Here is a 15,586-nt window from a genome sequence, read left to right as displayed (position 1 = left end):
AAGGGACGGCCTGTCCTGCTGCCTTTGCGGTGGCAGGAGTGCGGACGTCACATCGTTTTCATTCAATCGTCGGAGGACGTTGAAACCAGGGCCAAGACTGCGCGGCGGATGTATCCTCGCGGTTTCTCGAACAGGCTGATTTGCATGTTTGTATGGCTCGAGGGGCCGTAGATACAGTGGCTTACAAAAGTGCCACTGTGATGTCCGTCGCAGCGTGCGATGGCGGCCGATATTCGCGACGGGCGACACCAAAGTATGATGGGCGCGCGCCATCCGAAGGCGCATCTTTGTTCAACGGTGACTGCACACAACGAGAATCGGTATGACGAACGAGCAGGAGCGCGTCATCGAGGACGCTTCAGGCCGCGCGGATGACGCGGTCATGCCAGCGCCGGGGGTCGAAGCCATCATCGACAGCATCCCGGCCATGGTCGCCTTCATGACGCCTTCCGGTGAGCTGGAACAGGTCAACCGGCAAATCATGGACTACATCGGCGCCCCGCTCCACGAACTGAAAAAATGGCAGACCAGCGAAACCGTGCACCCGGACGACCTGCCCTCGGTCATCGCCGCGTGGATGCATTCAGTCGGCACCGGCACACCCTATGAGAACGAGCATCGCATCCGTCGCGCCGACGGTGTCTATCGCTGGTTCCATGTGCGCGGCCTGCCGATCAGAGACAGCGAAGGTGCCATTACGCGCTGGTGTGTGCTGCAGGTCGATATCGATGAACGCCGGCGGGACAAGATCTTGATCGCCAGTGCCCTCGCCGAAGTCAGCGCTTCGGAAGAACGTCTGCGCGGGATCATCGATGCCGTTCCCGGTTTTGTCTGGAGCGCTTCGCCTGAAGGCAGCGTCGGTTTCGTCAATCAACGCTGGTGCGACTACACCGGCATGTCCCTCGAACAGGCTTGCGGCCATGGCTGGACGGCGTCCATCCACCCGGACGATGCGCCGGGGCTGGCGGTTTACTGGCAAACGATTCTGCAATCGGGCAACGCCGGTGAGTACGAGGCCCGCCTGAAGCGCTTCGACGGGATTTACCGCTGGTTTCTGATCCGCGCCGTGCCACAGCGCGATGACACCGGGCAGGTCGTGCGCTGGTACGGCGAGAACACCGACATCGAAGACCGCAAACGGGCGGAAGTCTTTCTGGCCAAGGCCCAGCGCCTGAGCGCCACCGGTACGTTTTCCTGGCGGGTGAGCACCGACGAGATCACCTGGTCGGACGAGGTCTACCGCATCCTTGAACTGGACCCGGACACCCCGCCCGGCTTCGATGCGATCTATCGCCGCGTGCACCCGGACGACATTTCCAGCCATCGGGAAATGATCAAGCGCCAGCGCCGCAAGGGGCGTGACTTCGAACATGAGCACCGGCTGCTGATGCCCGACGGTACGGTGAAATACGTGCGGCTGGTGGCGCACTCGATCCCCCACGCACCGGACGGTTTCGAATACATCGCCGCGCTGCAGGACATCACCCAGCGCCGGCTTGCCGAAGAGGTCTTGAGCAAGGCGCGCTCGGAACTGACGCACCTGGCCAGAGTCGCCAGCCTCGGCGCGGTGACGGCGTCGATTGCCCACGAGGTCAATCAACCGCTGGCCGGCATCATCACCAACGCCAGCACCTGCCTGCGCATGCTCGGTGCCGACCCGCCGAACGTCGATGGCGCCAGGGAAACCGCGCGCCGCACCATTCGCGATGGCAATCGTGCTGCCGATGTGATCAACCGACTGCGGGCGCTGTTCTCGAAGAAAAGCATCACCATTGAAGACGTCAATCTGAATGACGCGGCACGGGAAGTCATCGCCATGCTGCTGGGCGAACTGCAACGCAATGGTGTGGTGCTGCATCCGGAGTTTGCCGAAGCCCTGCCGCTGGTCAGGGGGGACCGGGTTCAGCTTCAGCAGGTGATCCTCAACCTGATCATGAATGCCGCCGAGGCCATGAGTGCGATCCACGAGCGGGCCCGGCAATTGATCGTCAGCACCGGTCTGGCGCCGGACGAGAGCGTTTACCTGGCGGTGAAGGACAGCGGCAACGGCGTCGATCCGCAGGACATCGAGCGCATCTTCAATGCCTTCTACACCACCAAAAGCTCGGGCATGGGCGTTGGTCTGTCCATCAGTCGCTCCATCATCGAGCGCCACGACGGCAAACTCTGGGCGACCGCCAACGATGGCCCGGGCGCGACGTTTACCTTTGCCATCCCGAATTCGACGGACTTGCCGCAAACCGCTAACCGCGACCTCACCGATCGCACCGTGGAGAATGATTGATGGGTACGCATTTGCTCGTATCGGTGGTCGATGACGACGAATCGGTTCGTGAATCACTGCCTGACCTGATCAAGGAATTCGGCTTTACCGTCCAGGCATTTGCCTCGGCGCAGGCGTTTCTGTCATCGCCCTACCTGGACCTGACGCATTGCCTGATTCTCGACGTGGCCATGCCCGGCATGTCGGGCCCTGATCTGCAACGGGAACTGCTGCGCCGTGACTATCGCATTCCGGTGATTTTCATCACGGCTCACGGCGACACCAGCGAACAGGCAAAGCTGCTGAACAGTGGCGCGGTGGAGTGCCTGTTCAAGCCGTTCAGCGAAGCTCAATTGCTCAAGGCCCTGAGTGCCGCCCTGCCCCTCGACTGAGCGTGCAGCCGAACAGAACAAGGAATCGACATGTTGAACGCGAACAACGCAATGGCCCTTTCTCGTGGAGCAATACCGATGAGTGATGTCACGCCCGTCGTATTCGTTGTCGATGACGACATTTCCGTGCGCGAGTCGCTGGAGCTGATGATCCGTTTCGCCGGATGGCAGCCACGGCTGTTCGAGTCCGCGCAGGAGTTTCTCGACGCGCCTCGGACGCTGGTGCCCAGTTGTCTGGTGCTGGACATCAACCTGCCCGACCTGAGCGGCCTGGACCTGCAGACCGCCCTTGCCGATGAACGTCACAACATGCCGATCATCTTCATCACCGGCTACGGCGATATTCCGCGCACGGTGCGGGCGTTGAAGGCCGGTGCGGTGGAGTTTCTGACCAAACCGTTCAACGACGAGGTGATCCTCACCGCCATGGCCGATGCGCTGCAAAGCAGTCGCGTGGCGCTCGAGGGCGAAAAGAACCTGCGCTCCCTGCTCGAGGCCTACAAGACCCTGACGCCGCGCGAACAGGAGATCATGGCTTCGGTGGTCAGCGGACGGCTGAACAAACTGATCGCCGCCGACCTCAACATCAGCGAAATCACCGTCAAGGCCCATCGCGGCAAGGTGATGCGCAAAATGAAGGCCCGCTCGCTGGCAGACCTGGTGAAAATGGCGGCACTGATTACGCCGGCGTAGCAGGCAGGCTCTGCCAGAAGCGTTCCAGCCGCCGCAGATCGAGGCTGTCAAAGCCTTCCGAAGCCTGCTCGCGGCAGGCGCCGAGCAACTCCCGGGCCTGATCCGGTCGACCCTGCTCAAGCCAGAACCGCGCCAGATCCATCGATGACCGCAACTCCCACGCCCACGCGCCCTGCTCGCGGCTCAGCGCTATGGAGTCCTCAAGAACCGCCAGCATGGCCTGGTCATCATCGACGTGGATGGCCTTGAGAATACCGGCCTTGATTCGCAGCAACTCCGGCAGTGCAAAAGCATCGCCGCTTCGACGGCAGTGATCGATGGTGCCTTCGACCAGCGTCAGGGCCTTTGCGTGTTGCCCCCCAGAATCAGGCCCTCGGCCAGTGCAATTTCGAATGAAGTGGTGAGCAGTTCGTATCGCATGTCGCGCAACCGCGCCAGACTCTCTTCCAGCATGGCAACTGCCTCCCCCGGCTCTTCGGCGCGGATGGCGATCGCCGCACGCAACCCGTGGCAGGCGGCAATATAGGGGCCGAGTGCGTTGGTTTCGGCGATGGTACTGAACCGTTCGAGGCTGGCAGTTGCCTGCGCCAGATCACCGGTCCAGATATAGATGCACAGAATCCAGACCATTGCGATGCAGTAAGTGACCGGATGCTGCAGCGCCGACGCTTCGGCCTCGATCTGCTCGGCCCAGCGCCGGGCCTGATCGGGGTAGCCCTGCAGCCAGAGTGAACGCGCCAGCGCCAGCCCCGTGCGATTGCGATGATCGAAGCCGTAGTAAATCGTGTTGCTGGGATGAGACGGCAAGCTGTTGCGCAGCGAGCTTTCCAGCTCCTCACGGGCCAGACGCTGGTTGCCGAGCAAATGATGGGAGATGCCGGTCAGCGATGAGGCAATCGCGATGGCAGCGGGCTCGTTGAGAATGTTGCCGACCACGGCGGCCTGCTCTGCCCACGCCAGCGACGAAGGGAAATCACCGATGCGCTCGTAGAAGATCTGCAAGCGGCCCAGCAGCCGCAATTGTGAGCCGTAGTCATTCAGCGCGACTGCAATGTCTTGGGCGCGAAGCAAGGCTTTTTCGGCGGCTTCACTGTTGCCTCGGGTGAACATCAGCACAAGCCCGAGCGCGGCTTGCAGTTCCATTTCGGTGGGCGTGCCGTAGTATCCCAGCTGCAGCAGCTCCACCGCCCGGGAGCACCAGGTGCGGCACTCGACCAGCAATGAAAAATGCAGGAACAACGGCGCGCTCGCAGCCGCCAGCGGCAACGCCAGCCCTGGATCGCCTTGGGGGCCGAAGCTCCATTCCAGCGCACCGCGAACATTGCCCAACTGGCTGGCCAGGCGCGTCGAATTACGGAAGATCTCGTCGGGGGAAGTCCCCAGATGCCCAAGCAGATCCATGTAAAACGCTGCGTGCCGGAACGCCAGCGCATTGACCTCGGCGTCGCCCCGCGCCGTCAACTTCTCCCGGGCATAGGCGCGCGTCATCTCCAGCAATCGATAAGAATCTGTCGAATCGCTGTGATCGACCGTGACCAGCCCCTTGCACACCAGATCGTCAAGGATCGCGGCCGCCGCAGCGCTCCCGTGTTGCGACTCGGCCACCACCTGAGCGGCGGCCTCCTGGGAAAACGGCCCGACAAAGACCGAAAACCGCTCCAGCGCCAGACGCTCTTGCGGCGACAACAAGTCATAACTCCAGTCGAGCATGGCGCGCAGGGTCTGATGGCGCGGCACCGCCGTCCTGCGCCCCGACCAGCCCAGCGAAAAGCGCTCACCGAGCAACGCGTGGGTGGCCTTCAATCCGTGGCTGGCGACCCGCATCGCCGCCAGCTCGATCGGCAACGCCATGCCCTCCAGCCGCTGGCAAATGTCCGCAATCATTTGCCCTCCGCCCGCTTCCAGCAACAGCGCCGCATTGCTCGACGACGCGCGTTCGACAAACAGCTTGATAGCCGGGAATGCCAGCAGTTCCTCAACCGAAAGGTGTTGCGACTCACGGGGAAATTCCAGCGGATTGAGCCAGTGCACGTATTCGCCACGCACCCGCAGCGGTTCGCGGCTGGTGGCCAGAACCCCGACATCCGGCGCGGTATCGCTGATCTGTTCCAGGAGCGTCGACACCGCGTCGATCAGGTGTTCGCAGTTGTCGATCACCAGCATCAACCGCTGCTCACGCAAATGTGCGAGCAGGACGAACATCGGGTCTTCCGCCTGCACCGGAATGTCCAGTGATCGGGCCAGCGCCGACGGCACCAGCGCACAGTCTTCCACCTGCGCCAGATCGACGAAGCAGACGCGCTCGTAGCCTTGGGCGGCAATGCGATGCGCCACTTCGATGGCCAGGCTGGTCTTGCCGACACCACCGGGGCCGACAATGGTAAACAGTCTTGGTTGCTGCATGTGGTCGATGACCAGTTGCAGGTCGGTCTCGCGGCCGATCAGTCTGGCCCGGGGCGGCAAACTGCAGACGCCCTCGGTGGCTCGGGACACGATGGGCGTCGGTTGAACAGCAGTCTGTTTTCTTTCCAGCGGCGCGACGAAGGCATAACCCACACCCACCTGAGTCGCGATGTAGCGCGCCTGCTCCTCGCCATCCCCGAGAATCCGTCGCAAACCGGTCATATGAAAGCGCAGGCTGCCTTCAGCCACCACGCTGTCGGGCCAGACTTTGTCGATCAAATCGTACTTGGACAGCACGCGCCCCGGTTGCTCGAGCAAGGCAATCAGCAGATCCAGAGCACGTCCGCCGATCTCGACCGCCCTCCCGTTGCGGGTCAGCAGCCGTTTGCCTGGTACGACGCAGAACGGACCGAACATGAATTCAGTCGTGAGGGATTCGTGCAATGCGTCCGGAAAAGACTCCACGAGGATCGATCTCTCTAAAAAGCATAGGGGCGGCGCCGGTTACAGGCAGCCAGCGCAGGCCCTTTGCATCATAGGAGTTTTGCTCGACCGTTCAAGCGCGGCACGGGCAGAGTGAGAACCTCACCCCTTTATTTCACCCTTGCGAATGGCAATCTTGATGGCCTGAGCAGTGGTTGCCACCCCCAGACGCCGACGAGCCGAACGCAGGTGATTTTCCACCGTGCGTCCGGAGAGGCCGAGCGTAGCGGCGATGTCCGCCTGCCGGCGACCGGCAGCGACCCACGCCAGCACTTCGCGCTCGCGGGTCGAGAGCTTGCCGGACGTCTCGTCCAGCGGCGCTTCGAGCAAGCGTCGAGCAGAATAAAACGCCACCGAAGCGAGCATGCCCAGCACCAGACGAATCCGCGCAGAAGCATCGATCTGCTCGCCACCCAGACTCATGGCGCCCTCAAGCCCTCGCGGGCCGAAGACCGGAATCTGCAAGCCATGCAGGCCAGGCCCGCTTGGCAAGCGAACCACCCGATAGAGTTCACCGCTCGGCTCCTGCACTTTGCTCCAGAAGAAGGATTCGCGGGTGTCCAGCAGATGGCGAGTCACGGGGCAGCGCTGAACATAGGTCTGGGCGTCGACAGCCATGTCGTCGCCGAACCAGTCGCCCTCCACCCAGTAAATGCGCTCGACCACGTCCTCTGCCGTCGAGGTGGCAGAGAACAGCACGAATCGATCGTAACCATAGGCCCCCGCGAAACCGCGGACGGCCTTCTGGATTGCCACCAGCGTGGGCGCCGCCTCGATCTCGAGGGCGGCGCGCAAGAGTGCTTCGGCAGGTCCGGGACTCACCCCGACGTGACCTCTTTCAAGAGCGCGGCGGCCGCCAGTTTGCCCAGCGCGTTGCCCGCCAGCGGGCTGTCACCGGTCAGCAACTTGCGATCCTGAAGCGTGGCCCCGGAAATGTCCTGGTTAGTGATTTCCACACCGAGCGCCTGCAACTGCTCGCCGAACTTCCAGGTCAGGTGGCCCGGCATGTAACCGATGTCAGGGGTTGTCGCATCCAGGGCATCGGGAAACGCGCAAATCCGGTAACCGTTGAAGATGCACGAGTCTTTTGTTTCACCGAGGCCGGCCGCCAGCAGCGCCGCCGGGCCGTGGCACAGGGTGATGACGAATTTGTCCTTGGCGACGGCCCATTGCAGGACCTTTTTCACGTCCTCGCTTTCCGGCAGGCCGATCAGCGCACCGTGCCCGCCAGGGATGAACACGCCGATGTAATCCGAGTCCTCGCCCAGCGCGTCTTCGATCACCTGGGACAGTTTGAGCGGACGCTTGAACTGATCGCGATAGTGCTCGTAGAAGCCTTTCACTTCGGCGTCTTCGGAGGGCATGGCCCAGAATTCGAACTTGACCGGATTGCCCGACAGCGTCGCGACGTCGAAGCCAAAACCGGCCTTGTCCAGGTGATACATCGGCAGCAAGGTTTCAACCGGATGATTGCCCGTGGAGAACATGGTGCCGTTGTCGGTCAACAGATAGCGTTCGTCCGCGCCGATCATCAGGATCTTCCAGCGCCCGCCCTTGTAGCGATTAGGGTACTCGGCATCACTGAGATCGGATTTGGGCGAGGTGAACTGGCTGAGGGAATACGGCGAGGGGAAAAAAGCGTTGTCCTCAGCCGGATCGGGGGTTGGGCGCTTGTCGTCAGTCTGCGTGGTAGCCATGGTGCTCTCCATCGAAAGGGTCGATTGCCGAGCCCTCATGCTAGTAACGCGACGGTATTCCGGCAATGAGGGTTTTCCCTCAACGAGGACATGTCCGGGAACCTGCAAACCCTCAAGAGCGTCGTTAGATGGCAGAATCCCCGCAATTGATCGTTTCGGAGACCCACAATGCTTCGCCTGTTTGAACAACGGCTCGACCCCTTCCCGCCCGACGAAGCGCCGCCACCGCCGGTCGGTCTGGCGCGGTTTCTGTGGGCCTGCACCCGCGGTGCTCGTGGTTATATCCTCGCGCTGGCGCTGCTCAGTGCCGGTGTGTCGATCTACGAAGCCTGGTTGTTTTCCTTTCTGGGCCAGGTCGTGGACCTGCTCTCGAGCTGGCAGGCCGGCGGCGATGTGAACGGCCAAGAGAGCCGCGTGCTGTGGGGCATCGGCATCGTGCTGCTGACTAGCGTCGGGCTGGTGGCGTTGCGCACGATGGTTCAGCATCAGGTGTTGGCGATCAATCTGCCGCTGCGCCTGCGCTGGGATTTCCATCGACTGATGTTGCGGCAGAGCCTTTCGTTCTTTTCCGACGAGTTTTCCGGCCGGGTCACGACCAAAGTGATGCAGACCGCACTGGCCGTGCGCGAGGTGTTGTTCACCGTCATCGAAATCGCCCCCGGCATCGGCGTTTACTTCATCGCGATCATCGCCCTGGCCGGCGGTTTCGCCCTGAAACTCATGCTGCCGTTCATTGCCTGGGTCGTGCTGTTCGGGCTGGCGATGCTGTATTTCGTGCCACGCCTGGGCCAGGTTGGACAAGAGCAGGCTCATGCGCGGTCATCGATGACGGGGCGGGTTTCGGATGCCTACACCAACATCACCACGGTGAAACTGTTCTCCCATTCCAAACGTGAGGCGCACTTTGCGCGGGCGGCGATGGAGGACTTCAAACAGACCGGTTTTCGCCAGATGCGTCTGGTCAGCCAGTTCGAGATCGTCAATCAGGCGCTGGTGGTCGGGCTGATCATGGGTGCCGGCGGTTACGCCTTGTGGCTGTGGCATCAGGGCGAAGTCGGTACCGGCGCCGTGGCGGCGATCACGGCCATGGCGTTGCGCATCAATGGCATGTCGCACTGGATCATGTGGCAGATGACGTCGCTGTTCGAAAACATCGGCACCGTGCAGGACGGCATGGGCACCCTGACCCGAGGCCCCAAAGTGCAGGATGCACCGGACGCCGGCGTACTGGTGCCTTCCGGCGGTGCAGTGACTTTCGACAACGTGAGCTTCAACTACAACGGCGAACGCCAGGTGCTCGACGGCTTGAGCCTGAGCATTCAGCCGGGGGAGAAAATCGGTCTGGTGGGCCGCTCTGGTGCCGGCAAGTCCACGCTGATCAACCTGCTGCTGCGCTTCTATGACGTCGATCGCGGCGAGATTCGCATTGACGGGCAAAACATCGCACAGGTGACACAGGACAGTCTGCGCAGCGCGATCGGCATGGTCACGCAGGACACGTCCCTGCTGCACCGCTCCATTCGCGACAACATCGCCTACGGCCGACCGGACGCGACCGACGCGCAAATCCAGCGCGCTGCGGCGAACGCCCAGGCCGACGGTTTCATCAACCAGTTGAGCGACCGTCAGGGCCACACCGGCTACGACACGCTGGTGGGCGAGCGCGGCATCAAGCTTTCCGGTGGCCAGCGCCAACGTATCGCCATTGCACGGGTGATGCTCAAGAACGCGCCAATCCTTCTACTTGACGAGGCCACCAGTGCGCTGGATTCCGAAGTCGAAGTCGCCATTCAGGAAAGTCTCGATGAAATGATGCAAGGCAAGACCGTGATCGCCATCGCCCATCGTCTGTCGACGATTGCGGCGATGGATCGACTGATTGTCATGGATGAAGGGCGCATCATCGAGCAAGGCACTCACACTGAACTGCTGGCTAAAAACGGCACCTATGCGCGGCTGTGGCAGCATCAGAGCGGCGGGTTTCTGGGTGAAGATCAGGGCGTGGCCGAGACGCTGGATCAGGCATAAATCCGGGTCACGTTGATCAGCCCCGCGATGACCACTGTGGGGCTGATCGCCGCTGAGAGGATTAGGCAAGGCTCGAAGACAAACCGGCATAGGTGAACCATTTATCGCTGGCTACCATGACGGCACACCTGATTTGCGGAGAACGTCATGCCTGACACCAAAACCCTCTTCATCACCGGCGTCAGCAGCGGCTTCGGCCAGGCGCTGGCCAAGGAAGCGCTGGCTGCCGGTCACCGCGTCATCGGCAGCGTGCGCAGCGAAGCCGACCTGCAAGCCTTTCAGGCGCTGTCCATCGATAAGGCATACGGCGTGCTGCTGGATGTCACGGACTTCGACCGGATCGATAGCGTCGTGGCGACCGTCGAAGCGACACACGGCCCGGTCGATGTGCTGGTCAACAACGCCGGCTACGGCCACGAAGGCATTTTCGAAGAATCGCCGCTGGAGGAGATGCGCCGCCAGTTCGACGTGAACGTGTTCGGCGCGGTTGCCGTGACCAAGGCGTTTGTGCCGTTCTTTCGCCGGCGGCGGGCGGGCCATATTCTCAATATCACGTCGATGGGCGGCACAATCACCATGCCGGGCATTGCGTACTACTGCGGCAGCAAGTTTGCGCTTGAGGGCATCTCCGATACGCTGAGCAAGGAACTGGCGCCATTCAATATCTTCGTGACCGCCGTCGCGCCGGGTTCATTTCGAACCGACTGGGCAGGTCGTTCGATGCAGCGTACACCCCGCAGCATCGCTGACTATGACGCCAGCTTCGACCCCGTACGCAAGGCGCGCGAAGACAAAAGCGGCAAGCAGCTCGGCGATCCGCAGAAAGCCGCGCAAGCGATGTTGCAGATCATCGCCAGTGCTGCTCCACCAGCGCATCTGTTGCTGGGCAGCGATGCATTGAGCCTGGTGCGCGACAAGCTGAAACGCGCCGCCAGCGAGATCGATCAATGGGAAACGCTGACGCGCTCCACCGACCATTGAACGGCCCACAGAGAGAACGCAATGAAACAGGCCGACTCAAGTATTTCTCGCATGGTGCAGCTGATGGAAGCGCTCGCACCGGTGGAGGGCTACAACCTCAGTGCACTGGAGGGCGTGCGCTTCCTGCGCTCGAACCGGCCACTGACTCGCACGCCGGTGCTGTACGATCCGGGCATCGTGATTCTCTGTCAGGGGCAGAAGCGCGGGTATCTGGGCAATGACGTCTACGTCTATGACGCTCAGCATTATCTGGTGGTGTCGGTTCCGATCCCCTTCACCATGGAGACCGATGCCTCTGAAGACGAGCCAATGCTCGCGATCTATATGCAACTCGATTTCCAGGTGGCCAGCGAGTTGATGCAGCAAGTGGATGACGTTCACGGTCCGAGCAGCGCGCCACCCAAGGGCATGTTTGCCTCACCGATGGACGACCGCCTGCGCGCTTCGACGCTGCGTTTTCTCCAAGCCATGAGCACTCCGGGTGAGGCGCAGATATTGGGACCGTCGCTGTTGCGCGAGATCTATTACCGCATCCTGACCGGTGAACAAGGCGGTTCGATGCGTGCCGCACTCAATCGACAGGGACACTTCGGCAAGGTGACGCGGGCGATCCGCAAGATCCACAGCAGCTATCAGGAGCGCCTGGACGTCGAGCAACTGGCCCGCGAAGCAAGCATGAGCGTGCCCAGTTTTCACCTGCACTTTCGCAGCGTGACGGATGCCTCGCCCATGCAGTACCTGAAGTCGACGCGCCTGCATCAAGCGCGACTTTTGATGTTGCGCCACGCAATGACGGCATCAGCGGCGGCGTTCAGTGTCGGCTATGAAAGCGCCTCGCAGTTCAGCCGCGAGTTCAAACGTTTTTTCGGGCGAACGCCGCAGGCGGAGATTGAATGGATGAAGGCAACGTATGCGCTGCCTGCACCGACGTCGCCGTCTGTTTATGTGTCTTCGCATTGACGCCGTGCTCGGGCGCGCTTGATTAAACCGTTTCAGCCACCACGATCTGATTACGTCCAAGGGCTTTGGCCCGATACAAGGCTTTGTCGGCGTTGTTCATCAAACTGTGAAGATCCGAGTCTTCGTTCTGCATCGAAGCAACGCCCAGGCTGGCGGTGATGCGATGAACCGGGCCGGTCATGATCCTGGGCATGGTCACAATCAGGTTTTCCAGCAGCTCCAGCGCCTTCTCGATCGAGGTATCCGGAAGCAGGATCGCGAACTCTTCGCCGCCTAATCGACCATGCACATCGGTGTCCCGAAAATATGTACAGATGATGCTCCCCATCTGCTGCAAAACACGATCCCCGACCTGGTGGCCGTAGGTGTCATTGATGTGTTTGAAATGATCCATGTCCAGCATGACGGCACACAGGTTCGACTGGCGTCGCCGGCACTCATCGAACAGTTGCTGTGCCCGTTCGAAAAACGCCCGCCGGTTGTTCAGGCCAGTCAGCTCGTCGGTTCGTGCGGCGAGCCTGGAGATGTTGTGCGCGCGCTCCATTTCCCGGGTCAGGCGAAAGGCCGCCTCCAGCGCTTCAGTCATTTTGCGCGTAGCACGGGCGACGAACGACGCAAAGACAAGGACCGCCAGCGCCATGCCCACTTGAAGCGTGGACGGTTGAAACAGCAGCCAGAACGTACACGGCAGCAGCACCAGAGCCACGGAGACCAGCGTCATGTATCGATAAGCCGAATAACAGGACACCGCGCTGACCGACATCCCGACCGTGAAGAGCATGACCAATGCCTGCGCCAACAGGTCGTCGGCCGGCATGATGATCAACGCACCTGCGCCCCATATGCCGGCGGACAGCACCAGGGTTGCCCAGTATTTGCGCTCCCAGCGCTTGGGTGTTCGCTCGCTCTCATCGCTGCGAAACCAGGCGACGAACATCGATATACGCAACAACGTGGACACCGTCAGCAGGCCGAGCCACACGAAAATACAGGCTTGTTCAAAACGATCCCAACACAGCCCACAGAGCATGAGCGCGGCCAGGTAGCTGCCGATAACGGCTGAAACGGATTGGCGAAACAACTGATGCAATCGATCAGTGTTGACCTGCTCGTCGATCGAAGCGCCGTGCTCACGCCGAAGATCTGATAACTCCATTCGATCCACCCACGCCTGACTGCTACATAAAACCGACATAAGCCCATTTCGGCACCGCCCGTGACGACGCCTTTGATACAAAGGCGCCAGAATCTCGTTCTAGCGCCTGTCCTCCATCAATTCTCGTGCCTAAACGATGTGCAACGCCTTGAGAATGACCAGCGTACTGTCGGCAAACACTTGGGCCTGACCGGTCAGTTCGGCAAGATTTTCTTCGGCGGTGGTCAGGGCCCTGCCATCCTTCAGCAGACCTTCGCCCTGGCCGCCAATGATGCCCCATGCCAGTTGCGCCCATTCAGCCGGGTGCTTTTTGCCCTGCTTGATCGATATCAGGAACAACTGCTGGAAGCGACTGACCGTCACACCTCCCCCCGTCACTGGACTCGCCAGAGTCTGAATTTTGCTGCCATACAACGAACGCTTGCACAGCTGCAGATTGAGGGTATTGCAGCGGGCCTGCACCAGTTTTTCGGCTGCCTCGCTCTGACAGGGCGCCACGGCTCCCATGCCGATCAACACGTTGAGCGCCTGCTCCACATCGCCATAGCCCAATGAGGGCACGAGATCCAGCAAATGCCGCAGGGTCTTCGGCACATAAGCGTCATCCGCCAGTGCAGAGAGTACCGGACCATAGATTTCTGCCTGCAAAGTGGCTGCGCCTGCCGGACCGGTGACGTTGACCGGTACGCTCTCGGCTACCTGCAACAGGACGAAGCGCGTGCTGAGCATACGCTCGCGGTGCTCGGAGGCGGACAGTCTGTTGGCGCCCCGCACATAAAGGTCGCGCCGGAAACTCTGGTTCACAAAGTAGTCACGCGCCTGCTCACGCATGACGGGATGCTCGATACCTTCCAGAAAGTCCATGCCTTCGGCGCTCAGGTTGAGCGGGTCGACGGAGTCCAACGGCACGGCTGTCGTGGCGTAATCGAGCTTGGCGGGCGCCAGGGCATCAACCACGTCGGTGAAATACATGCAGTTCCAGTCGCGATTGAAATACTCATGGGCGACGTACTGGCGATCCTGGCCTTTAATGCTCTGAAGCTTGGCATCCAGCCCAGGCGCCGAGTTGGCATATTTGGGGTTTGCAGCCAGCAGCGCTTCGGAAAACTGCAGCGCAGCGTCGATACGTTGATCAGGACGTACAGAGGCCGGACTGGCGAACCGGTCGTGCAAACTGAACAGTTGGCGCAAGGGTGCCTGAGGCGACCAGCCCGGGAAACAGTTGTAGCTGACGTAGAGCATTCCACCTGGCTTGAGATGACGGCGGACGAACTCCACGATCAGCTTGTGGTTGTCTCGACTGACCCAGGTCCAGATGCCATGCAGGCTGATGCTGTCGAACTGAGGTAAGTCATGACGGGCCAGCAATTGCTCGAAGCTATCGTCATACAGTCGCGCATCGCTGCCCCAGTCTCTGGCCAGAGCGATGGCATGGGACGCCTGCCCGGGGTGAAAGTCGGTGCCGACATAGGAGCCCGGATTGCCCGCAGCATGGATGTTGATCGAAACGCCCTGACCGAAGCCGAGCTCACAGTGGTAACCGTCCGTGCTTTCCAGCGTGGCGAAACCGCGCAACAGCAGGCAATAACGCTGGAAAACCGGATTGATTTCCCGGCTATACCCGTAGGTGTAGCCTTCGTCCGTGAAATATCCTTCGTTCCAGGCATTGCTCATGCGTGCACCCTTTTCTTATATCGGAAGTGAAAGTCGCTCTTATACGGGGTAGTCGTGGCGTATCACAAGAGGAAAAACGTCAGGCAAACGCGTCCTTGATAAACGCTTCCAACGTCGCCTCCTCCAGAATTTCAATCGAGAAGTGGCCAAAGCGTTTGGGCAGCCAGATGATGCGTGCCCCTGCCGGCGATTGCAGGTGTTCGCGAGCCAGCGGGTTACCGTTTTCATCTTCTGGCTGTACCCCATCGGCGACCAGTTCGTCGTAGGCTTTTTCGATGTCGGGAGTCGAATAGCAGTGGCGGTAGATCATGCCCTCGCCCGCGCTATCCAGGAGCTTTCGCAGATTCCCGGCCAATGGCTGGACCAGCATGAAACGCTCCTGCCCGATCAACGCAATCGCATATCGCACATGCAAGCCGCCCCGCTCCCACACCAGTGTCCTGGAGATTCTCGCCTTCAATATCCGAGCGTAGTACGCACAGGCTTCTTCGAGGTTATTGACGAGTACATCGACGTGACTGAACTGGAGTTGCATTGCCTGCCTCCTGGAAAACGGACGCTCATGGTAACCGTCAACGTGCTCGCTGACGCGAGCAAAAACTTTCCTGCAGGCAAAACAAAACCCCAACTGCTTTCGCAATTGGGGTTTCGGAATTTAATCTTGACGATGACCTACTCTCACATGGGGAAACCCCACACTACCATCGGCGATGCATCGTTTCACTTCTGAGTTCGGGATGGGATCAGGTGGTTCCAACGCTCTATGGTCGTCAAGAAATTCGGGTACTGACTCGTGACCAGATGGCCTCGCTTCAGCAAATTGGGTATGTGACAGCTTTCGGTGTTTTGTGAGCGT

At 60.7% G+C, this 15,586-nt stretch carries 11 protein-coding genes, 1 rRNA gene and 1 pseudogene; 6 read left to right on the top strand and 7 right to left on the bottom strand.

Annotated elements, in window-relative coordinates; genetic code table 11:
• The first annotated feature begins 322 nt into the window (after positions 1-322).
• The 3 genes from I5961_RS11570 (at position 323) to I5961_RS11560 (ending at position 3,348) form a co-directional block, all read left to right on the top strand.
• A complete protein-coding gene (locus I5961_RS11570; RefSeq protein ID WP_085703675.1) occupies positions 323-2,284 on the top strand; it encodes a PAS domain-containing sensor histidine kinase in 1,962 nt (653 codons plus the stop codon).
• Complete coding sequence (locus I5961_RS11565) at positions 2,284-2,655, top strand: response regulator transcription factor (protein WP_085700403.1); 372 nt, start codon at positions 2,284-2,286, stop codon at positions 2,653-2,655. Before I5961_RS11570 ends, I5961_RS11565 begins: the two co-directional genes overlap by 1 nt.
• 78 nt (positions 2,656-2,733) lie before the next feature.
• Positions 2,734-3,348 (top strand): response regulator transcription factor, encoded by a 615-nt coding sequence (locus tag I5961_RS11560; RefSeq protein WP_085700404.1) that lies wholly within the window; start codon positions 2,734-2,736, stop codon positions 3,346-3,348.
• Here the strand turns inward: I5961_RS11560 and I5961_RS11555 are convergent.
• From I5961_RS11555 to hchA, 3 genes and pseudogenes are all read right to left on the bottom strand, one after another.
• Positions 3,335-6,216: pseudogene (locus tag I5961_RS11555) on the bottom strand (ATP-binding protein). The gene I5961_RS11560 and the pseudogene I5961_RS11555 overlap by 14 nt on opposite strands.
• Before the next feature lie 120 nt (positions 6,217-6,336).
• Positions 6,337-7,056, bottom strand: coding sequence for a PA1136 family autoinducer-binding transcriptional regulator (locus I5961_RS11550; protein WP_227235288.1), 720 nt, complete (start codon positions 7,054-7,056; stop codon positions 6,337-6,339).
• Positions 7,053-7,931: a glyoxalase III HchA gene (gene hchA / locus I5961_RS11545; RefSeq protein WP_227235287.1), complete on the bottom strand. Its 879-nt coding sequence runs from the start codon at positions 7,929-7,931 to the stop codon at positions 7,053-7,055. Before hchA ends, I5961_RS11550 begins: the two co-directional genes overlap by 4 nt.
• 168 nt (positions 7,932-8,099) lie before the next feature.
• On the opposite strand from hchA, the gene I5961_RS11540 reads away from it, so the two are divergent.
• The 3 genes from I5961_RS11540 to I5961_RS11530 all read left to right on the top strand — a co-directional run bounded on the left by I5961_RS11540 (position 8,100) and on the right by I5961_RS11530 (position 11,900).
• Positions 8,100-9,959, top strand: coding sequence for an ABC transporter ATP-binding protein (locus I5961_RS11540; protein WP_085700408.1), 1,860 nt, complete (start codon positions 8,100-8,102; stop codon positions 9,957-9,959).
• A 147-nt stretch (positions 9,960-10,106) separates the two neighbouring features.
• The gene (locus tag I5961_RS11535) at positions 10,107-10,940 is read left to right on the top strand and encodes an oxidoreductase (RefSeq protein ID WP_227235286.1); all 834 of its coding nucleotides are present in this window, start codon (positions 10,107-10,109) and stop codon (positions 10,938-10,940) included.
• Between the two features lie 21 nt (positions 10,941-10,961).
• Entirely contained in the window at positions 10,962-11,900 is a 939-nt protein-coding gene (locus tag I5961_RS11530) for an AraC family transcriptional regulator (RefSeq protein WP_227235285.1), read from the top strand.
• A gap of 22 nt (positions 11,901-11,922) precedes the next feature.
• On the opposite strand, the gene I5961_RS11525 is transcribed toward I5961_RS11530, so the two are convergent.
• From I5961_RS11525 to rrf, 4 genes are all read right to left on the bottom strand, one after another.
• Positions 11,923-13,056, bottom strand: a complete 1,134-nt coding sequence (locus I5961_RS11525; RefSeq protein ID WP_085700411.1) for a sensor domain-containing diguanylate cyclase — start codon at positions 13,054-13,056, stop codon at positions 11,923-11,925.
• Positions 13,057-13,185: 129 nt separating this feature from the next.
• Positions 13,186-14,730 (bottom strand): class I SAM-dependent methyltransferase, encoded by a 1,545-nt coding sequence (locus I5961_RS11520; protein ID WP_227235284.1) that lies wholly within the window; start codon positions 14,728-14,730, stop codon positions 13,186-13,188.
• A gap of 79 nt (positions 14,731-14,809) precedes the next feature.
• Positions 14,810-15,265 (bottom strand): VOC family protein, encoded by a 456-nt coding sequence (locus I5961_RS11515; RefSeq protein WP_085700413.1) that lies wholly within the window; start codon positions 15,263-15,265, stop codon positions 14,810-14,812.
• A 124-nt stretch (positions 15,266-15,389) separates the two neighbouring features.
• Positions 15,390-15,505, bottom strand: a 5S ribosomal RNA gene (rrf, locus tag I5961_RS11510).
• Between the last annotated feature and the right edge of the window lie 81 nt (positions 15,506-15,586).

Source organism: Pseudomonas sp. IAC-BECa141 (assembly GCF_020544405.1).
GTDB lineage: Bacteria > Pseudomonadota > Gammaproteobacteria > Pseudomonadales > Pseudomonadaceae > Aquipseudomonas.
This window is presented reverse-complemented; position numbering and strand designations above follow the sequence as displayed.

Coding starts and splice junctions, on each gene's coding strand:
- I5961_RS11570 (WP_085703675.1), top strand. CDS start 323: ATGACGAACGAGCAGGAGCGCGTCATCGAGGACGCTTCAGGCCGCGCG.
- I5961_RS11565 (WP_085700403.1), top strand. CDS start 2,284: ATGGGTACGCATTTGCTCGTATCGGTGGTCGATGACGACGAATCGGTT.
- I5961_RS11560 (WP_085700404.1), top strand. CDS start 2,734: ATGAGTGATGTCACGCCCGTCGTATTCGTTGTCGATGACGACATTTCC.
- hchA (WP_227235287.1), bottom strand. CDS start 7,931: ATGGCTACCACGCAGACTGACGACAAGCGCCCAACCCCCGATCCGGCT.
- I5961_RS11540 (WP_085700408.1), top strand. CDS start 8,100: ATGCTTCGCCTGTTTGAACAACGGCTCGACCCCTTCCCGCCCGACGAA.
- I5961_RS11535 (WP_227235286.1), top strand. CDS start 10,107: ATGCCTGACACCAAAACCCTCTTCATCACCGGCGTCAGCAGCGGCTTC.
- I5961_RS11530 (WP_227235285.1), top strand. CDS start 10,962: ATGAAACAGGCCGACTCAAGTATTTCTCGCATGGTGCAGCTGATGGAA.
- I5961_RS11525 (WP_085700411.1), bottom strand. CDS start 13,056: ATGGAGTTATCAGATCTTCGGCGTGAGCACGGCGCTTCGATCGACGAG.
- I5961_RS11520 (WP_227235284.1), bottom strand. CDS start 14,730: ATGAGCAATGCCTGGAACGAAGGATATTTCACGGACGAAGGCTACACC.
- I5961_RS11515 (WP_085700413.1), bottom strand. CDS start 15,265: ATGCAACTCCAGTTCAGTCACGTCGATGTACTCGTCAATAACCTCGAA.